A 19,309-nucleotide genomic window follows, 5' to 3' on the forward strand; every position below is an offset into this window, starting at 1 on the left:
CAATTAATTATATTTTTTCGTCTACAATCATTCCGACTAACTTTTGCATTTCATAAAATGCATCAAGCAGTTTTTTCGGAGGAATTTCTTTTACTACTTCTTCTGTATCTGTATTTACCACTTGAACGAAATAACGTTCTAACCCTTCATGGTAAACAAACTTTGCCGAGTTATGATTAATTTCCAAAAACTCATTTAATGAATCGACTGCTTGTTTTATTTTCCCTTCTGTTACTTCACTATTTTCGAAAGTTGCACTTTGTTGGTCTATCATAGCTGTCGTATCTAAGCTTCCTTGCTTCTCTACTTGTTCTACCGGTGCACTTTGAATCGCCTTCATTGCTGTTGTACTTTCTACAGCCTGTTGTGACGAAATACGCATGTTCTTATCCTCCTTGATTTTGTCCGAGCGTATAATGGTTTAGTTAGACAATATTTGTATGTATTTTATATCGGCAATCAAAAATGATATTTCATATAAAAATAGAAAATCTAGTTAAATAAAAAACTAAGCACTTAAAGATGCTTAGTTTTTTACCCATATTTATAATAAATCACTAAAAGTTAAAGGAGTACCTGCCTTTATTTTCTTTTTAGAGATTTTGCCAATTATACTATCCCAATATTTAGGTTCTAATCCATAACCCGGTCTAACAACTTTAATATTTTCTTTTGAGAAACTCTCACCTTGTTCAATATCTTTACATACATAAATAGAACGTCTAAATTTTAAAGATGCTTTTTCTTTTTCAGTTGGTCCATAAGTGACTTTTCCTAATGCCTGCCACGCTCTTTCTGTTTCTTCAACTAGTGCTTTCATTTCTGAAGGTTCCATCGAAAATGCAGAGTCAACTCCACCATCAGCACGTGATAAAGTAAAGTGTTTTTCTATTACTGTAGCACCCAATGCAACACTGGCAACTGCCACTCCGATGCCCATTGTATGATCCGATAAACCTATTTGGACATCTTCAAATAATTGCTGCATATGGGGAATAGTTAAAATATTTGTATTCTCTGGTGTTGCCGGATATGTACTTGTACATTTTAATAATACTAAATCTTTACAACCTGCCCCTATTGCTATTTTCACTAGCTCATCTAATTCAGCTAATGTTGCCATTCCTGTGGAGATAATCATTGGCTTTCCAGTTGATGCAACTTTTTTTATTAAAGGTAAATCCGTATTTTCAAAAGAAGCAATTTTATATAATGGAACATCTAGTTCTTCTAAAAAATCAACAGCAGTTTCATCAAACGGAGTGCTAAAAGCAATCATACCTAATTCTTTAGCTCGGTCAAATATCGGCTTATGCCATTCCCATGGTGTATATGCTTGTTGATATAGTTGGTATAAATTTTGACCATCCCATAAACTGTCGTTATCATCAATTTTAAAATCGGGATTTTCTATATTCAACGTCATCGTATCAGCGGTATACGTTTGAATTTTAAGAGCATGAGCACCTGCTTCAGCAGCAGCTTCTACAATCTCTAACGCTCTTTTAAGAGATTGATTATGATTCCCTGACATTTCAGCTATAATAAAGGGTTTAGATAGAGGACCAATCTCGTGTTGCTTTAATTTTATTTGTGCCATTTTAATAAATCTCCTCCAGTTCGTTTTTAATTTTTTCTTTATTCAGTAGCCATTCACTATAGAAAATACTATATAGATAGACATCTTCATACTGATCGCTTTTTAAAAGGTGTTTTCTCAATACACCGTCTAATTGAAAGCCTAATTTTTCATGGAAATTTCTACTGATAATATTAGATTCTAAAACTTCCGCCCATACCTTTCTAATTTTTAAAGTAGAAAAAATATAATTTAACGATGTGTAACCAAGCAAAAGTCCAGTACCCTTGTTAGAGTTTTTTTCTCCAATGTAAAAACCCCACTCACAAGTATTTGATTCAACATCCATATTCGTAATATTTAATACTCCATAATCTCTATTGTCCACACTAAAAATTTTACAAATTTTATTGGGATTCTTTTGAAGTTGATTGTACCAAGTAATGTGTTGTTCATAACTTATTAAAGTGTCATTAAACATAACATTTCGAATAAAGTCTTGGTTGCGCCAAAATAGGACTTTTTCTAAATCTTCCCACTGGATGTCTCTTAAATTACCTTTTTTCATGAAGGTCCCACCCCTAATTAAACAATTGAGTACAATTAGATTTTATTTTATTTAAAAAAGATCCATCCATTATTACCTTTTGGAAGGCTTTGGTAATAACCGATTCATCTACTTCCTTAGATAAACCTAAATAATATATAATCCCCTTTTCTTTTAATGCATTTGCTACTTCTACTTGGTTTTCCGCAACAGATATAACGATTGAAGGTAAATTTAAATAAGCTCTCTCCCATGTCGTTACACCTCCAGCACCGAAGGCTAAATCAGCTTTTGCCATTAATTCAGCAACATTATTAATTTGGTAATGATATGTAAAATTCTCATACTCGTCACATAATCGCTTTATAGTCTCTTTATTTGGGTTAGAAGTCCCTACAATGACATCTGCCTTTATTTCGTATTTATTTATTAAGGGAGCAATTGCTCGAACGACTTTTTCTGTTTCATTTGTTGGATCACTACCTCCAAAAAATATAAAAAGACGTTCAATTCTCCCGTTAAATGTTTTCAATTGTTTACGTGCGATTAGGAATTCGTCCCTTAGTAGTGCATATTTGGGACCGAGAAGAAGTTTTGTTCCTTCAGAAACTAATCCGTTATAACGGGTTGACATATTCAAATAAAAATTTTGATCTAATAATATATCACAGTTATGTGGTCGATTGGCTAAGTCGTCGATCACGAAAATTTCCTTAGTAAAATTTCTCATTTTACTTTCCCATTTTTCATCTATAGAATAATGATCGACAATCAATTTATCTACTTTAAATGGTTTAATAATTTCAATTGTCTGTTCTGCATCAATCTCCCAATTCACTTCCGTATAGCTCCATAAAGATTCTTCAATGAATGGTAATTCAAAAACACGGAATCCATTTTCCCTAATAAAATTGATGGAATCGCCTTCTGCTTTCCGACTTATAAATGACACTTGATTACCAGAACATCTTTCTTTATTAGCAAGAGTTAAACATCTCATGACATGTCCAGTACCTATTTCAAATGAAGAGTCTGTCCTTATGAATATTTCCATGATATCACCTATATTTTTTTTTGCTCAATATGCTCATTAATTTTATACCAATTTGGATTTTGCTCCATTAAGCTAATCGCTTCATTCATAGTAAAATGAGGATTTTCCTTATAAAGTTTTTCAATAATTAACTTTATTAACTCAAAATCTTCTACTGTATCAACTGTCCAACGATACTTACAAAAATTCAATTCATTTTTAACCGAGCCAATTTTAAACTTTTGTGGATTGGAATAAAAATAAGCTGTTACATGTTCACGATCCCGATTTAAAAAAGATTCAAGGTGAGCTTTTTCCAGTGCTTTAAACGAAAATACCTCTGTATCCATGCCTCTCGGATAAGTTCGATCTATTGTATTTGACACATAATCATATTCATGCTCGACGAAATACTTAATTGTACGATCAACAACTTTAGGGTCAATAATTGGACAATCAGATGTAATACGTACAATAATATCAGCCTTAAATTCAAGAGCAGCTTCATAGTATCGCGCTAGTACATCCGATTCAGAACCTCTATAAACCGGAATTTTTTTATCGTTGCAAAATTTTTCAATGATATAATCTTGTTTTTTAATAGTAGTTGCAATGACTATTTGGTTAATATATTCGGATGTGTTTAGCCGTTCTAACTGATAAGATAATAATGGTCGGTTATTAACCTCTTTTAAAATTTTTCCAGGTAATCTTGTAGAACCCATTCGAGCTTGAATTATAGCAACAATTTTCATTTTTTCACCTGCGTAATAACTGTTTTAACTGCCTCAATAACATCGAATATATCCTCATTTGTCATCTTAGGAAATAATGGTAAAGTAATAATTTCCTCGTATAAAGCCTCCGCTTTTGGTAAACTTCCCTTTTTATACCCTAACTGTTGATAGTACATAAGAGTATGAACAGGAATATAATGAACATTTACACCAATATTAAGGTCAATTAATTTTTCAAAAATTTCTTTTCTATTATTAGTAAGGTTATTTAAATTCAATTTGAGTATATATAAGTGCCAACTTGAATCACTATCCGGACTTTGATAGGGCATAACAATTTCCGGTATTTCTGCAAAAGCTTCGTTATATTTCTTCACTATTTCTTTTCTTCGTTCAATAAATTTATCTAGCTTTTTCATTTGACTCACACCAAGAGCTGCTTGGATATCCGTCATACGATAGTTGAAGCCTAAAAATTGCATATCATAATACCAAGGACCATGATTCTCTTCTAATAACTCTTTATCCCGTGTAATTCCATGGGACCTAAACTGGACTAGTTTTTGATAATAATTTTCATTGTTTGTTGTAATAATTCCACCTTCTCCAGTGGTAACATGTTTTACTGGGTGAAAGCTAAACATTGTCATATCAGAAAGCGCCCCTACTTTTTTTCCTTTATAAGAAGCTCCTAGCGCATGTGCTGCATCTTCAATAACAATTAAATCATGTTTTTCAGCGATGGAATGTATCGCATCTAAATTTACCGGCTGACCAGTAAAGTGAACTGGAATAATTGCCTTCGTTTTATCAGTTATCTTTTTTTCAATTTCTTTATGGTCAATATTATAAGTTTCCTCATCTATATCAGCGAATACAACTGTACCTCCTACATATCTAATACAATTTGCACTGGCAGCAAATGTAATCGGTGTAGTTATTACTTCATCTCCTACAGTAATGCCCGCTGCAAAACAGGCTCCGTGTAAAGCAGCTGTACCATTACTAAAGGCTACAGCGTATTTTGAACCAACATAGTTAGCAACTGTTTTTTCAAATTCTTTTATGGACGGACCAGTTGTTAAATAATCCCCTTTTAGTACTTTTATTACTGTTTCAATATCTTCTTCATCTAAATACTGCTTTCCATATGGTAAATATGTATCCCTCATATCTATTGCTCCTTAAAGAAAAAATGCAGTCATTGACTACATTTCTTCTACTAGTTCTTTTAATTGTTCAATCGTTAACCATTCCGTATTAGAATCACTAGTATAAGCAAATCCGTCTGCTAACGTTTTACCTTCAAGATGTTTCTCTTTCTTCCACCAAGTAAACTCTGGCTGTATTACATAATAATCATCAAATTCAACCGTATGGCGTGCATCGTCTTCCATTATCATTGCTTCATGTAATTTTTCTCCAGGACGGATACCAACAATTTCAATTTCACATTCTGGGGCGATTGCTTTTGCAAGATCCGTAACCTTCATACTAGGAATTTTAGGAATAAAGATTTCTCCACCTTGCATACGTTCCAAATTATCTAACACAAATTGGACGCCTTGATCGAGTGTTATCCAAAAACGAGTCATCCGTTCATCTGTAATTGGTATTACGCCTGTATGTTTTATATTTTTAAAGAATGGAACCACACTACCACGACTTCCAACAACATTCCCATATCGTACTACAGCAAATCTTGTTTTTTTATCACCTACATAGGAATTTGCCGCTACAAACAATTTATCCGATGCCAATTTCGTAGCACCATATAAATTGACTGGACTACAAGCTTTATCAGTAGAAAGGGCAATTACTTTTTCTACTCCTCGATCTATAGCAGCTTCAATTATATTTTGTGCACCATGAATATTTGTTTTTATCGCTTCGAACGGATTATATTCACATGCATCCACATGTTTCATTGCAGCCGCATGAATGACAATATCAACCCCGTCAAATGCTCGATTTAAACGTTCTTTATCCCGTACATCTCCTATGAAAAAGCGAATTCTCTCATCCTTAAACTCTTGTTTCATTTCATATTGTTTTAATTCATCTCGGCTAAAAACAATAACCTTTTTCACATTTTCTTCTAATGCTTTTTTGATAAATTTTTTCCCAAAAGACCCTGTACCACCTGTAACTAAAACTGTTTTATTTTCTAACATACTCATCTCTAAATTACTCCAATCAATTACCTGTCATTTTTTATCGAAATATATATTATTATTATCGGTAAATACAATAAAAAATAAAGAAAAACCTATGATGACATAGGTTTGAAATATTTTCCTTTTATCATTTTTACTTTGTTTTTTATGAATGAACAATTTTATAAAACTTGTCTTGATCAATGTACTCTACGTTATGAATTTTAGCCCCATTCAATGCAGTATTAAAAACCTTTAAATTATTCGAATCCTTCATTTTCGAATTAAACCACATGAGATATGAATGTAAATTCGGTGTTGTATATATTTCTTCCCCATTATTTGAAATTACTTTTAATAATTTCTCATTTTCATATACAATTCTACCAGATGTTGAAAACTTGGCATGGGTTTGGTTCTCTTTAAATCCTAAATCTTGGCCAAAGAGAATAATTGTATTAAATCCTAATATTTTTAATGTACTGAATCCCGTCGTTGCCACAGACCCCCCTGTATCAACTAATGGAATATTATATTGCTGTGCAATGTTTTCTGCCTTTTTATAACCAGATTGAAATAAAATATATTTCTTATGTAGATAGTTTGAAGTTGCTACATAATTTGCTGTGCTTAAGTAAAATAATGGGCCATCAAAGTTAGTTCCTTCTAATTGTTGAATAATATTTACTTTTGGATCAGATATAATCACAGCATCCGGTATTATATTTTCCTTCAACAAAACCTTTAAAGCTGATCCTACACAAAGAATGAAAAGTTGTTTTCGAACATCTTTTAACCAACCTTTTGTTTCATTTAGTGAAGGCCCACTAGAAACTAAACAAGCTATTTTATTCACTTGCTTCGTTTCAGAAATATAATGATTTAAATTTTTATCATTTAATAATAAATTGTTTGAAAAATTATTTTCCAATAATTCCTTTTGACTATTGTAACTTTCTTGTTTAATTTTAATATCCGCTAAAAAATAGTATAGAGGGTTATTTTTATCTAAAACTTGTAACCATGCATTAGGAATAATAATTTGATAGTTTTTATTAATTTCTATATATTTTGGATCATAAACAATATCAACATTCGAAAGATTTAATAGATCATTGGAAATAGTAGAATGCATAAAAATCTCTTGTTCTCGTTTATCAACACATAGTACATAGATTTTTTTCTTTCCTACTTTCTTTACAATCGAGTTTAAATGGTATCCTAAACCTAAACCTAATAATAAATAACCTTCCGCCTCAATATCTAGTTCTTTGTCGATAAAGGAATTAACGTGATCAATCGGTTTATACTTACTATAAATATGAATTCCATTAATCGAAAGGGTTTGATGACCATCTCTAGCTATACTTACTTCAAACTTCATTGTTCAATCACAATTCTATTACATTGTTCAAAAAATTCAGCAATCTCATATTCAAATAAATCAGCAACTAAGTGAAAATCTTGAATTTCTAATGCATTGTTTATTTCAGTTAAAAATTCATGGATTTTATCTATATTCGATGTAACATTTACTTCATTTTTCTTTAATAACTCCGCCGCTTCAGTTAACCATATGACACCTTCTGAGAAATCTTTTACATTTAATAATGCAGCTTGTATTTGATCATCTCGGAATTTATTTGCAATGGCTATACAACCGCTTGGTAATTTGTTCAAATAACCATTATAACTTTCAATCACTTCTAGTACTACGTTTTGCAACTTCCCCACTCCTAGTCTTCAATTTCAGTAATGACATCCCTTAAATTGATTTTTACCTTTTTAAAAGCTTCTAATAACCGCTTATATAGTGTATAAGTTTGATTCCATACTCGTTCAAAAGCTTCTTTCTGAGTTTCATTCGGTTTTTCCAAATAACAATTCGAAACTTCGAGTGTAATTGGACCAATTAGAAAATGAATTTGTATTTTTTTCGATTTTTGATTGATTTCTTTTTCAATTTTATCGAACAAATTTAGTGTATGTTGATCAAAGAATGTGTTGTTTTTTACTTTATGTAAAACATTCATTCCTTTTATTAATAGGTTTTCTAAATCTCCTATTAACTTCAATTCCTTTTTATAAATGTCTACAATTTCTTTGTCCGTTTTATAATTTACATCATGGTTATCTATATAATCTAAATTTTTCACTTTAGTAGTTTCAACATACGTATCAACAAAATCTTTGAACGACATTTGTTCGTATCCTTTGAGTTTTACTCCACCTTCCGTACAGTTATAAATAGGTACGAGCGGTTTATAGAAACGAATAATCTCTTCGAATACCATTTTCATCGATAAAAAATCACGCGATGTATAAACGGTTTCACCATCATAACCTTCAACAGGTATTAATTCTACATTTAACTCAGATAACTCTTCGACTTCTTTTGCAAATTTATTCCCTTTGGCATGGGTTTGATTATTTGTATAGGCTAAATCTTGCCCGATCATTGCAATTGGACCGGAGTTAAATAACCCAGCAACCGTAACACCATAATGGGCAACAGTTCCCCCACCGGCTAAAACAGGTAAATTAATTCCAATATTGTCTAACAAGTATTTACCGACTTCCTCTTGACTGACTTGCGTAAATACATATCCTCTTTTTCGAAATGATTTTCGTACACCATAATGATTATAAGGTGAATATATTAATCTCGCTTTATCAAATTGGAGATCTTTGAAATGTTTATAATTTGGCTCTCCTCCATCAATTGAGATGACAAAGTCTGGCTCCAAGTCTGCAGCTAACAGGGAATTTACAGTAGAACCGGAAGCAATGATGATTACATGTTCTTGAATTTTTTTGAGCAAAGGGAGTTGTTTCGTTAAGGACGGTCCGCCCGCTGCCAACACTATCGGTAAATCAAATTGGTTATGTAAAACCGATAAAGATTCATCTTTAGCAATCATCGGGACATTAATGGAAAAGTTCCGTTGCCATTGATTAGCAAAAAATACTTCCGTATTATAGTTTATTTGTGTTTTATTTTGAAAATCCCGCAAGTAAATTAACAGATCCCGATAATTTTTTACAAATAACTTATCATAATTAGGGGTTACAATGACCTTTATCTTTAATGCTTTCCCCTCTGAAATAGTTGAAATCAAATATCCTAAAGTATTTATGGATTTCTCTTCCCAATAGTAAATTTTTTCACAATTCTTATGTCTTTCTTCTATTTGAATTTTGCCCATTGCAATTAATGGGTCCACAATAATGATTGACTCATTTTTCATTTTTCTTAGTAAACTATCAACGACATACCCTTTCCCATATCCAAAAACAATATGGGTACAGTTCATACTATATTCTTTTTCCGCTATTCGCTCGGATTCAATGATCGGATTATATTTACTATGTACATGATATTCATTTATTTTTAACGTTTCATTGCCTGATTTGGCAACTTCTATGTTTAAAATGTATTCAGTCAAAATCTCCACCTCATATTCATTATCGTCCATTTCATATAGAAATGAAGATAAAAAAACAGAAGAGGAAATCCTCTTCTGTTTCTTACGGTTAAAATTAACCTAATAATTGAAGTACACCTTGTGGTTGTTGGTTAGCTTGAGCTAACATAGATTGAGCTGCTTGCATTAAAATGTTGTTCTTAGTGAAGCTCATCATTTCAGCAGCCATGTCAGTATCACGGATACGTGATTCAGCAGCTGTTAAGTTTTCAGAAGTTGTACCTAAGTTGTTGATTGTGTGCTCTAAACGGTTTTGAACCGCACCTAAAGATGCACGAGTTTTAGATACTGTGTTAATAGCGTTGTCAACGATTGAAATTGAATCGTCAGCAGCAGTTTGAGTTGTGATGTTAATACCTGTAGTATAGTCACCTGAAACCACTCCACCTGCAGAAACAACGTTTACACCTAATGCGCTTGCAGTCATTGTTCCGATAGATAAGTTAATGCTTTGACCAGAGTTAGCACCGATATGGAATTGTTTACCACCAGCATCAGTAGCATTTCCTCCAGTAACTACATCAGTACGAGAACCTTTGAAAGTACCGTCTAATAGTTTTTGTGTATTGAACTCAGTGTTTTCAGCAATACGAGAAATTTCATCTGATAAAGATTGGATTTCTAATTGTAATGCTTCACGGTCAGCTGTAACGTTTGTGTCGTTAGCAGATTGTACTGCTAATTCACGCATACGTTGTAGAATAGAGTGAGTTTCGTTAAGAGCACCCTCAGCAGTTTGGATTAAAGAGATTGAGTCTTGAGCGTTTTTAGACGCCATGTCAAGACCACGGATTTGTCCGCGCATTTTTTCAGAAATTGCAAGACCAGCAGCGTCGTCGCCAGCACGGTTAATTTTGTAACCTGAAGATAATTTCTCAAGGTTTTTAGAAGCTTGAGTGTTGTTGAAAGCTAGGTTACGGTGAGTGTTTAAAGCAGAAATGTTGTGTTGAATTCTCATTTAGAATTCCTCCTTGAATTTTGATTAAATAATCCACATCCGTGTGGAATTGCTTGGCTTTGGAATAGTACCATCGCCTTACATTACTAATATCGTCCTATTTAAAATTAGTTTAATAGATTTTGAAAAAAATTTTTTCATTTTTTTTGAGTTATAAAAAAACCCACCCAGCATGACCGAGTGGAGGTAAGTTATTTTTTTTTCAATTGTTCAAGTAAATTTACATTTGTATTTAATGCTTCTTTATTTTGATCTTGAATCGCTTGAAATACTTCAGAACGATGGACTTTTACATTTCTTGGTGCAACGATACCTAGTTTAACTTGATCACCATCAACCGATAAAATCTTCACTTCGATATGATCACCAATCATGATTGATTCGTTTTTTTTACGGGATAGGACAAGCATTATTTTGCACTTCCTTCCAATGTACTAATTGGAAATCTTAATGGGTACGCTGCACTATCTTGTAACACAATTTGTTTTCCAAGCTTTTTATTCACGTTAAAGACAATCGGTGCTAATAGATTTAATGTGGATTCTAGGAAAGTTTCTTTTAGAGTTACAATGGAATAAACAATTACATCTTCCTCTTTTTCAATTTTCAAATCTTCCTTATCTTCATCACTAATATCAAATTCATAATCCTTTTTAAAGGCAAATGGATAAGCAACAACAAAACCAATCTCGGCTTTTTCGGTTGACTGTAGCACTGCTAATGGTAGGTCCCCATCTATAGGAAGAAGGACGAATTTTTGTAGATCCGGAAAGCCAGGAAGACCATATTCGAATGTAAAAATGTCCTTATCATTTATTTCTACTTCTCCTAAAAATTTTGTTTCAATTTTCATATTAATTACTCCTTTTACCCAATGAAATCAATTTCAATTGAGGGACGTTGTACTACTTCATGGGTTACTTTTCCTTGTTTATAATCATATATTGGTCGATTTATTTGTACGTCTATTTCAGGTTTCTGTGGTGTGTAATTCGTTTCTACCTTACCTGGATTATAATCAATTTTAACAGAACCAACAGATGGAATAAATTTAATATTCATTGGTACTCGGTGGGGCCCATGATTTTGTTTTGCAATGTTAGCAATTATTGATCTCCCTTGTCCTTTTCCGCTATTTTCCAAAAATTGTCGACCTTCTTGTACAACCTTTGCTATTCCTTTTAAAACAGCTTGTCTGCCATCTGCTACATATTTTTGGACAGATTCTTTTGGTGTTAACAACCCTAAGTCTTGCCATGCTCGCGACTGATCAATGTGAAGTGTTCCTTTAGTTGTTTCTATATCTAATTTTCCATTTGGCTGTTTTATCGTTTGTTTCGCCTTTGGTTGCCGAATCGTTTGTATCGGCTCTTGAATATGCATATTCAGCTCTATATCTGTTTTCGTTATATGAAGCTTTGGAAAATTCACTTTGCTCACCTACTTTTAATAAAAGCGTTTGAACAAGTATGTCCAAACGCCATGTGAAAATTATAAAAAATTGACTAAAGTTTGTTGAATGATTTTCGCTCCGACGGATAGGGAAGCTTGATGAATCGATTCATGCGTAATCATTTGTGTAATTGCTTCAGCATAATCAACATCTTCGTTTTGTGACATTTGTTTTGTCACATTAATTTCTTGAGAAGATAGACGGTTCGACATCATTTCTACACGATTTTGACGAGCCCCTACATCTGCGCGAGCCTCTAACACTTTATTTTGCAGTTCAGATAAAGTATCATCAGTACCATCTGCTAGACCACCTAATAGATTTCCAATTTGTTCACTGTCAGATGCATCCAATGCTGAGGAAATATTTGCCATTAAATCATCCACATTTTTATATAATTCTGCAGCATTCGATGTATTTACTTGCAGTTGGATACCATCAAATACTTCCATATTTACTTCCCCTGATGTAGCAGAAATAAATTCCCCTGTTGAGCTGTCATAGATTTCTGGATTTAGTTGTCCATTCACGAACAACGGAGATTGTGTTTTCGTTCCATTAAAAATATATTTATCAGCAATTTTCGTATTCGCTACATCTTGAATTTGACTTCGAATTTGATCAATTTCAAGTTTAATTTTTTTCCGTTCATCTGCTGTATTTGTATCATTCGCAGCTTGGACAACTAATTCCTTTACTCGGTTTAAAGCATCACCAACTTGTCCTAAAGCATCGTCGGATGAATCTAACCAGGAATTGACTTCGTTCATGTTTCGTTCAAATTGACTCACTTTATTTAAATCTTTTCGATAACTCATTCCTTTAATCGCAATGACAGGGTCATCTGAAGGACGAGTGATTTTAGAACCGGTGTTAATTTGATTTTGTAACTCAGACATTTTGGAATAGCTTGTACTTAAATTTCTTAACATGTTGTTGGATAACATGGATTGGGTTACGCGCATAATAGTCTCCTTTCTTTACATCTATAATTGTAATTCAATTTATAAACCAGCCCGGCCCATGCCGTTAATAATTTTATCTAATGTTTCATCGATGACTGTAATCATTCGTGCGTTTGCATTATACGCTTGTTGGAATGTAATCATATTGGTCATTTCTTCATCTAATGAGACAGAACTCATAGAAGCACGGTTATTTGCTACTGTTAATCGAATCGTTTCTGAATTATATTGTAAACGAGCAGCCTCTTGTCCATCGACTCCTAGTTGTCCGATTAAACTTTCATAAAATGATTGGAAAGTAGCACCTTCCAAATCTATTGTCGGCGTGTAAGTAACATTCGCATCATTCGGGTTTGTATTATCTAAATCAATTGTAAATCCATTTGCTCCAACTGCTTTACTTTGTAGATTTGCTAATTCAGTTGCCCATTTCCCATTTCCTTCTTCACCTGGTGCGGAAGATGCAGCAATTTTTTTAGGATCCTTTTTAATTTCATCACTCACTTTGATTGTCCCTGCCGTTACAGTTCCGGCTGAAGTCGCTGTTGCACCTTCCCCTACGAAGAATAGCCCTCCGTCTGGAGTTGTCGAATCAGAAGTAGAATTTAACGTATAACCTGCTTGATGTACTGTGTTAAAAGCTTCTACAAATACTTGAGCTAATTTATCTAAATTCGCTAACATATCCGGATAGTATCCCTCTGTAGTAGGACTATCAGTATTTTTGAAACCATAAGAATTAATTAAAGCTAACAGTTTACCTTTGGAATTTTCAAAATCCGCTTCTTCAAAACTCCCTTGGGTTGTTGTACGATCAGGTGGATTACCAATGTTTGATACAACCATTTTAGCAAATGGATTAAAGCCATTTGTTGCTGCATCATCCACATTTCCATCTACTTTATTCCCCGCAGTATCGATTGCCTTCAGTTCTGCATAGTCTTTTCCATCAACTAAAGTCATCGTTGTACCATCAGCAGTCTTATAAGTAATTTTATAACTACCTTCTGCAATTTCTAATGCGTTTCCTCCTGATTTTACGCGTTCAACTGAAACTGGCATGTATTCATTTAACTCATCAAGCAATGTATCACGAGCATCGTATAAATCATTCGGCATATAACCATTTGGTTCTACCGCTTGGATCTGTTTATTAATTTCAGCAATTTGTTTCAAAATTGAATTGATTTGAGTTGTGGATACATCAATTTCATTTCCGATGTTTCCTTGAATTTGTTTTAGTTGTGTATCAAGGTAGTTAAACGTATCAGCCAAATGCTCTGCCCGTTGAATGGCAACTTTCCGTGCAGCAGAATCTTCCGGGTTTGTACTAACATCTTGCAAGGAACTCCAGAATAAATTGAAGGCTTCGTTTAAACCATATTCCGACGGTTCAGACATTACATCTTCCATTTGTGAAATAGCATTTGCTTTCGATTCCCAATAGCCCAATTTATTTGTTTCTTGACGATATTGACGGTCGATAAATTCATCTCGAATACGTTGAACAGACGTTGCTTCCACGCCTGTTCCAATATGTCCTGCTGTCATTGGAGAGTTTAAACCTGCGCCTGGATAACCTAAAGTGGAAGCCATATTCACCCTTTGACGTGTGTAACCGATTGTATTGGCATTGGAAATATTATGACCAGTCGTATAGAGTGCACTTTGTTGTGTAAAAAGTCCTCTCTTACTTGCTTCTAATCCCATAAATGTGGAGCGCATACGAACTCCTCCTTTAAAATGATAAGTTGTTTTATGTAAGATTTAGAGCACGGCAATAAAAAACCGTGCATGTCCATTGAAATTATGCTTGCGAATCAAATAATGATTTTTTTGACATTGCGTTATTCGTGTTCGCTACCTTTCCCGAGTAGTTCATTTGTTCTTGGTTTGGGCGCATCATATCTAAAGTCATATGGACGAATTGTAAAGATTGGAATACGAGTTTTTGATTTAAGTCATTTTGCTTTCGTAAATCATCGATAACGGACATTAGTCGTTCCCGTACCGATGTTAATTGTTCACGCTCGTGTTCTAAATCAGCAGCTTCGATCACATCAAGAACAGTTGGAGTGTCAGCAAATACAATTCCTTTTGCGTCCAAGTAATCCATTACAAGTTGCTGACGCTGTTGCTCGAGCTGTTCAATCGCCGCTATATGAGATTGCTCGTTTTTTAACATCGTATCTAGTTCGTCCATATCGCCTTTTTTCACAATTTCTGTCTTTTGGATTGCTAGCTCAAACAAACTTTTATGCATTTTTTCAAGTTTTTCTAAAACGGATATGATTGGTTGAACCGACATGGTGGAAGAACTCCTTTTCGACTATTTACGATAATAATTCAATAAATCTTCGGCTACTTTATGGGCATCAACTTTATATTCACCCGATTGAATTTCTTCTTTTAGCTTTTGAACTTTTTGAGCACGGTCTGTACTGTAGTTTAAAGAAGTTGACAATTCTTTTGCGGTAGTTGAAATTTCAATTTTATCAGCAACGTTCGTTTTCGTTTCTTTTGGTTTTATATTTACTGGTTGTTTGTTATAAGGATTGACTCCATTTACACCAATCGATGTAATTTTCACAACTACCCCTCCTCTCATCATTCTTGTATATTATATATTTCGGCAAATTTATCGAAATGTTAACGTTTCTCATAGAAAAAGCGATTACTTTAAAGCAATTAAACCCTTTTACGAATAATTCTGTAATAGGGAATTATTTATTTTTATTTACGAAGTACGTTCCCTTTTCATTATTCTCTACATTTTCTCTAAATTCCTTAGCTGCTTCAAATGTACGCAAATCGGATTTTAGTTCACTTTGACACGGCTCACATAACTTCCCTTTCGTCGTAAGGCGACCACAATTATCACAAGGATAACCTAAGTTAGGGAACAGAGCTGGATGTAAACGATTTTTTCGAACCCATTTATATAATAACTCTTGTTCAACACCTGTTGCTTCCACAATTCGCTCTACTGTAGCCGCACGGTTTTCTCGTTTACGTAAAAATCGGTAAACGACTTCATACATCTCCTCTTCCTTTTGGGCACATTTATGACAAACATCTCGAATACCAGTATAGTTGAAAAATTCACCACAATTAGGGCAATTTTTAATTTCAGCCATCTTCGTTTCCTCCGTAACTATTGATTTATATATCATTCCATATAAATCATCGTCTTTATTTTACTTTTATTAAACTCTATTCGTATTTTTTTAAATTTCATCCTCTTATTAATGTAAAAGCGGTTACTGATTTTGCCCCTTCATCTAATAAAACTTTTTTCCCATGTTTGATCGTAGTACCTGTTGTATAAATATCATCAACTAAAATAAAATCTTTACCTACAACATCCATTCCGTTTTTTAATCGGAAAATTTGGGGTGCATTTAATCTTTGTTGGCGAGATTTACCCCCTTGGGTTTCTGTCGTAATTTTTTCAAGATAGTGGGTAAAAGGAACATTCGCCTCGTTTAACAATTCATCGACTGGAGAAAAAGTTCTTTCCTTTAGTTTGAGAGGATGCATTGGTATCGGTACGATAATGGCATTTTGTTTTGATAAATGATGGTGAATTTGTTCTCTAAAGACTTTAGCTAGAATGATATCATGTAGAAATTTATAACGGTGAAGGTAGTCTTTCATTGCTTCATTGTATTGATAAAGGGAGGTGACTGCTTTTTCTTTATTTTCGTAAGGCTTGAATTTGTTTTCACAATCTGTGCATATCGTTTTAGGAAAATGATTTGTTAATAGTAACTTCCAAGTAACAGGCTCATTTAATGGTGTGTTACATAAAAGACAGTTCATTACTTCAGTGCCCTTCATTTAAATCCCTCCCCAAAACCTTCTCTATTAAGACGTATAATTTCATTTCGGGCTTCATCCATTTCCGCCGTAATTCCGTGATGAAAAAATACAATATCCCCTGTTGGAAATTGACTATTCCGTCCAACACGACCGCTTATTTGTATAAGAGCACTAGAAGTGAAAATTTTGGACTCCGCTCCTACTACAGCAACTTGAATATTTTTAATCGTAATTCCTCTCTCTAAAATAGTTGTTGTGAGTAAACCCGGCACTTCTTCCTTTCGGAGTTTTAATACTTTCTCTTTTCGCTCTTCATCTTCCGCATGAACACTTACAATTCGTTTATCTAGTTGTTGAAAGAGGGACGTCGCCATGTGCATTAGACGGATTGTAGGAAAGAAAATTAAAAAGGGTTCTTTATTAGTAAGACGGGCTTTCGTCCACTCCTCCAGTTTAGTAGGAATATCTCCCTTTTGAATTTTTTTGTCGTAAGACCATAATGACTCATATCTAGGTACTGGTAACGGATATCCATGATATCTTCTTGGAATAAAAGAAACTCCCCATTTTTCACGTTTCACTCTTGATAATATTTGAGGAGAAGGTGTTGCAGTAACTAATGTAATCGGGGCATCTTCTTTTTTCGCTTTAACCACCGCTTTCTGTAGCGTACGATCATACGTATAAGGAAAGGCATCGGCTTCATCCACAATAACGACATCAAATGCATTTTCAAAACGGTAAAGTTGATGGGTTGTCGTAATGACAAGTTGTGGAAATCCTTGTTGAACAGGTACACTTCCATACAATGCATGTAAATTAGTTTTAGGAAATACTTTTTGAAAACGCGGATACAATTCTAATACGACATCCGTTCGAGGAGTGGCGATACAAACCCGTTTTCCTTGATTAAGAGCAAATTCAACAGCAGGGAAAAGAATTTCAGTTTTTCCCGCCCCACAAACCGCAAAAATTAAATGATGCCTCCCTGTCTTTATACTCTCTTGTAATTGTTGGGCTGCTTCATGTTGCGCTTCTGTATATTTCCCCTCCCATACAAGCTTATGGGATAGAGGATAGTGTGAACTTGGTCCATTCCACGTTAATAAATCAGTACAACTTGTTACCCTTCCCATATTGATACAATGTCTGCAGTATACACATACCTTTTCACAGCGCGCACAATTATAGTGAACGATTTCATGCTGATTTGTATTGTGACATCGATTACAACGATAAATTTGGCGTTGTAAAAAACCTTTCCGGAAAAAAGAAATACCAGGTTTTATGTTGAAAAATTGATGTTCGATATACTTTTCGATCTTTTCTTGTGAAAAAGGAGTATGATTCCTTGTCCAAATACGTCCTATGAAAAAATCTCGAATTTTTGGTTCAACCACTATCCCTTTATAGTTAAATTTTTGTTGTACTTTACATAACCGATTTCTCAATAGAATCACTCCTTCATTTCTTAATAAAAAAACTTTAATTTGGCAAATTTTCAAAACAAAAAACAGCCTCTACTAACTAGTAGAGACTGTTTAACCATTGGTTACTTTATTAAATCATTTCAACGTTAAATCTTTTTTACCCATCCAAGTCCAAGGGAACCTTCACCTAAATGAGTTCCTATAACCGGGCCAAAATAGCTTAATCGGAATTCGACATTTGGATACTTTGCAGCTAATTCATTCATCCAATCACGTCCTTCACTTTCGCAATTAGCATGAATAATCGTTGCGATTAGCTCGTCCTTTTCTGAGGCATCCTTTGCAAGTAATTCTTCCACACGTCGTAGCGCTTTTTTCTTCGTACGAATTTTCTCAAATGGGACAATCACTTTATTTTCAAAATGCAGGACTGGTTTTATTTGCAATAATCCACCTACTAAAGCAGCAGCAGCGGAAAGTCTCCCACCTCGTTGTAAATGAGAAAGATCATCTACGACAAAATAAGCACGCATCATTCTTCTCATTTCTTCTAATGTGCTTAAAATTTGATCTGCTGTAGCTCCTTGCTGTGCCATTTCAGCAGCTTTTAGTACATAATATCCTTGAGGGGAACAAGAGATTTCACTATCAAAGGCATGTACCTTTATACCATCTACCATTTGACCAGCTTGGACCGCTCCTTGATATGTACCACTGATGCCACTTGATAAGTGGATGGAAATTACTTCATCATAATCCTTTGCTAATTGTTCAAACAACTCAACAAATTTTCCGATTGGAGGCTGTGTTGTTTTCGGAAATTCTTTAGCTACACGGACTTTATCATAAAATTGTGAAGCGGTAATCTCAACTTCTTCTTCATAACTACCATCATCTAAGTTAACGCTAAGAGGAATCATTCGAATGTTGTAGCGTGCTCTTTCTTCGGGCGTTATATATGCTGTACTATCTGTAACGACTGCAATTCTCATGAATATCCCACTCTCCTAATAAAAAATATATTACCTTATTACAAAATGTATGTGAACTCCCCAACCCTAATAATTGTAGATTATTGGAAAACTATAATTTTAAACTTCTTGCGTTCCCAAAAAAGAAAGCGCTCCGTATACTTAAACAATTG

Annotated in this window: 22 protein-coding genes; all 22 read right to left on the reverse strand. The window is 34.0% G+C overall.

Features of this window, described 5'->3' with window-relative positions:
- Positions 1–7: 7 nt before the first annotated feature.
- Complete coding sequence (locus tag H9636_RS01895) at positions 8–382, reverse strand: flagellar protein FlaG (RefSeq protein ID WP_191705964.1); 375 nt, start codon at positions 380–382, stop codon at positions 8–10.
- Between the two features lie 162 nt (positions 383–544).
- A complete protein-coding gene (gene pseI, locus H9636_RS01900) occupies positions 545–1,600 on the reverse strand; it encodes a pseudaminic acid synthase (protein ID WP_191705965.1) in 1,056 nt (351 codons plus the stop codon).
- Between the two features lies 1 nt (position 1,601).
- Positions 1,602–2,147, reverse strand: coding sequence for a UDP-4-amino-4,6-dideoxy-N-acetyl-beta-L-altrosamine N-acetyltransferase (gene pseH, locus H9636_RS01905; protein ID WP_191705966.1), 546 nt, complete (start codon positions 2,145–2,147; stop codon positions 1,602–1,604).
- Positions 2,148–2,160: 13 nt separating this feature from the next.
- Positions 2,161–3,180, reverse strand: coding sequence for a UDP-2,4-diacetamido-2,4,6-trideoxy-beta-L-altropyranose hydrolase (pseG, locus tag H9636_RS01910; protein WP_191705967.1), 1,020 nt, complete (start codon positions 3,178–3,180; stop codon positions 2,161–2,163).
- 8 nt (positions 3,181–3,188) lie between these two features.
- Positions 3,189–3,914 carry a cytidylyltransferase domain-containing protein gene (locus tag H9636_RS01915; protein WP_191705968.1) on the reverse strand — a complete coding sequence of 242 codons (726 nt, stop codon included), beginning with the start codon at positions 3,912–3,914 and terminating at the stop codon, positions 3,189–3,191.
- Positions 3,911–5,068: a UDP-4-amino-4,6-dideoxy-N-acetyl-beta-L-altrosamine transaminase gene (gene pseC / locus H9636_RS01920; RefSeq protein WP_191705969.1), complete on the reverse strand. Its 1,158-nt coding sequence runs from the start codon at positions 5,066–5,068 to the stop codon at positions 3,911–3,913. Before pseC ends, H9636_RS01915 begins: the two co-directional genes overlap by 4 nt.
- A gap of 36 nt (positions 5,069–5,104) precedes the next feature.
- Entirely contained in the window at positions 5,105–6,070 is a 966-nt protein-coding gene (gene pseB, locus H9636_RS01925) for a UDP-N-acetylglucosamine 4,6-dehydratase (inverting) (RefSeq protein WP_191706187.1), read from the reverse strand.
- A gap of 148 nt (positions 6,071–6,218) precedes the next feature.
- Positions 6,219–7,436, reverse strand: a complete 1,218-nt coding sequence (locus H9636_RS01930; protein ID WP_191705970.1) for a motility associated factor glycosyltransferase family protein — start codon at positions 7,434–7,436, stop codon at positions 6,219–6,221.
- Positions 7,433–7,777: a hypothetical protein gene (locus H9636_RS01935; protein ID WP_191705971.1), complete on the reverse strand. Its 345-nt coding sequence runs from the start codon at positions 7,775–7,777 to the stop codon at positions 7,433–7,435. Before H9636_RS01935 ends, H9636_RS01930 begins: the two co-directional genes overlap by 4 nt.
- Positions 7,778–7,788: 11 nt before the next feature.
- Positions 7,789–9,498 carry a motility associated factor glycosyltransferase family protein gene (locus H9636_RS01940; protein ID WP_191705972.1) on the reverse strand — a complete coding sequence of 570 codons (1,710 nt, stop codon included), beginning with the start codon at positions 9,496–9,498 and terminating at the stop codon, positions 7,789–7,791.
- Between the two features lie 94 nt (positions 9,499–9,592).
- Complete coding sequence (hag, locus tag H9636_RS01945) at positions 9,593–10,495, reverse strand: flagellin Hag (protein WP_191705973.1); 903 nt, start codon at positions 10,493–10,495, stop codon at positions 9,593–9,595.
- 191 nt (positions 10,496–10,686) lie between these two features.
- Positions 10,687–10,905: a carbon storage regulator CsrA gene (gene csrA / locus H9636_RS01950; protein WP_191705974.1), complete on the reverse strand. Its 219-nt coding sequence runs from the start codon at positions 10,903–10,905 to the stop codon at positions 10,687–10,689.
- A complete protein-coding gene (gene fliW, locus H9636_RS01955) occupies positions 10,905–11,348 on the reverse strand; it encodes a flagellar assembly protein FliW (RefSeq protein ID WP_191705975.1) in 444 nt (147 codons plus the stop codon). The genes csrA and fliW overlap by 1 nt, the downstream gene beginning before the upstream one ends.
- A 14-nt stretch (positions 11,349–11,362) precedes the next feature.
- Positions 11,363–11,926 (reverse strand): DUF6470 family protein, encoded by a 564-nt coding sequence (locus H9636_RS01960; RefSeq protein WP_191705976.1) that lies wholly within the window; start codon positions 11,924–11,926, stop codon positions 11,363–11,365.
- Positions 11,927–11,986: 60 nt separating this feature from the next.
- Entirely contained in the window at positions 11,987–12,913 is a 927-nt protein-coding gene (gene flgL, locus H9636_RS01965; protein WP_191705977.1) for a flagellar hook-associated protein FlgL, read from the reverse strand.
- Between the two features lie 39 nt (positions 12,914–12,952).
- On the reverse strand, positions 12,953–14,638 hold the full coding sequence (gene flgK / locus H9636_RS01970) for a flagellar hook-associated protein FlgK (protein WP_191705978.1): 1,686 nt from the start codon (positions 14,636–14,638) through the stop codon (positions 12,953–12,955).
- Positions 14,639–14,720: 82 nt separating this feature from the next.
- The gene (locus tag H9636_RS01975) at positions 14,721–15,221 is read right to left on the reverse strand and encodes a flagellar protein FlgN (protein ID WP_191705979.1); all 501 of its coding nucleotides are present in this window, start codon (positions 15,219–15,221) and stop codon (positions 14,721–14,723) included.
- A gap of 21 nt (positions 15,222–15,242) precedes the next feature.
- Positions 15,243–15,503: a flagellar biosynthesis anti-sigma factor FlgM gene (gene flgM, locus H9636_RS01980; protein ID WP_191705980.1), complete on the reverse strand. Its 261-nt coding sequence runs from the start codon at positions 15,501–15,503 to the stop codon at positions 15,243–15,245.
- A gap of 133 nt (positions 15,504–15,636) precedes the next feature.
- Positions 15,637–16,050, reverse strand: coding sequence for a TIGR03826 family flagellar region protein (locus H9636_RS01985; protein WP_191705981.1), 414 nt, complete (start codon positions 16,048–16,050; stop codon positions 15,637–15,639).
- Positions 16,051–16,147: 97 nt separating this feature from the next.
- Complete coding sequence (locus H9636_RS01990; protein WP_191705982.1) at positions 16,148–16,753, reverse strand: ComF family protein; 606 nt, start codon at positions 16,751–16,753, stop codon at positions 16,148–16,150.
- On the reverse strand, positions 16,750–18,186 hold the full coding sequence (locus tag H9636_RS01995; protein WP_225230024.1) for a DEAD/DEAH box helicase: 1,437 nt from the start codon (positions 18,184–18,186) through the stop codon (positions 16,750–16,752). The genes H9636_RS01990 and H9636_RS01995 overlap by 4 nt, the downstream gene beginning before the upstream one ends.
- Positions 18,187–18,311: 125 nt before the next feature.
- On the reverse strand, positions 18,312–19,157 hold the full coding sequence (locus tag H9636_RS02000) for a DegV family protein (RefSeq protein WP_191705983.1): 846 nt from the start codon (positions 19,155–19,157) through the stop codon (positions 18,312–18,314).
- Positions 19,158–19,309 lie beyond the last annotated feature (152 nt).

The organism is Ureibacillus galli (assembly GCF_014836845.1).
Taxonomy (GTDB): domain Bacteria; phylum Bacillota; class Bacilli; order Bacillales_A; family Planococcaceae; genus Ureibacillus; species Ureibacillus galli.

Excerpts from the sequence above, each read along its gene's own strand:
- hag (WP_191705973.1), bottom strand. The coding sequence starts at position 10,495 with ATGAGAATTCAACACAACATTTCTGCTTTAAACACTCACCGTAACCTA.
- pseG (WP_191705967.1), bottom strand. The coding sequence starts at position 3,180 with ATGGAAATATTCATAAGGACAGACTCTTCATTTGAAATAGGTACTGGA.
- H9636_RS01930 (WP_191705970.1), bottom strand. The coding sequence starts at position 7,436 with ATGAAGTTTGAAGTAAGTATAGCTAGAGATGGTCATCAAACCCTTTCG.
- H9636_RS01985 (WP_191705981.1), bottom strand. The coding sequence starts at position 16,050 with ATGGCTGAAATTAAAAATTGCCCTAATTGTGGTGAATTTTTCAACTAT.
- flgL (WP_191705977.1), bottom strand. The coding sequence starts at position 12,913 with ATGCGCGTAACCCAATCCATGTTATCCAACAACATGTTAAGAAATTTA.
- flgK (WP_191705978.1), bottom strand. The coding sequence starts at position 14,638 with ATGCGCTCCACATTTATGGGATTAGAAGCAAGTAAGAGAGGACTTTTT.
- H9636_RS01915 (WP_191705968.1), bottom strand. The coding sequence starts at position 3,914 with ATGAAAATTGTTGCTATAATTCAAGCTCGAATGGGTTCTACAAGATTA.
- pseH (WP_191705966.1), bottom strand. The coding sequence starts at position 2,147 with ATGAAAAAAGGTAATTTAAGAGACATCCAGTGGGAAGATTTAGAAAAA.
- H9636_RS01990 (WP_191705982.1), bottom strand. The coding sequence starts at position 16,753 with ATGAAGGGCACTGAAGTAATGAACTGTCTTTTATGTAACACACCATTA.
- H9636_RS01975 (WP_191705979.1), bottom strand. The coding sequence starts at position 15,221 with ATGTCGGTTCAACCAATCATATCCGTTTTAGAAAAACTTGAAAAAATG.
- pseB (WP_191706187.1), bottom strand. The coding sequence starts at position 6,070 with ATGTTAGAAAATAAAACAGTTTTAGTTACAGGTGGTACAGGGTCTTTT.
- fliW (WP_191705975.1), bottom strand. The coding sequence starts at position 11,348 with ATGAAAATTGAAACAAAATTTTTAGGAGAAGTAGAAATAAATGATAAG.
- pseC (WP_191705969.1), bottom strand. The coding sequence starts at position 5,068 with ATGAGGGATACATATTTACCATATGGAAAGCAGTATTTAGATGAAGAA.
- H9636_RS01895 (WP_191705964.1), bottom strand. The coding sequence starts at position 382 with ATGCGTATTTCGTCACAACAGGCTGTAGAAAGTACAACAGCAATGAAG.
- H9636_RS02000 (WP_191705983.1), bottom strand. The coding sequence starts at position 19,157 with ATGAGAATTGCAGTCGTTACAGATAGTACAGCATATATAACGCCCGAA.
- csrA (WP_191705974.1), bottom strand. The coding sequence starts at position 10,905 with ATGCTTGTCCTATCCCGTAAAAAAAACGAATCAATCATGATTGGTGAT.
- pseI (WP_191705965.1), bottom strand. The coding sequence starts at position 1,600 with ATGGCACAAATAAAATTAAAGCAACACGAGATTGGTCCTCTATCTAAA.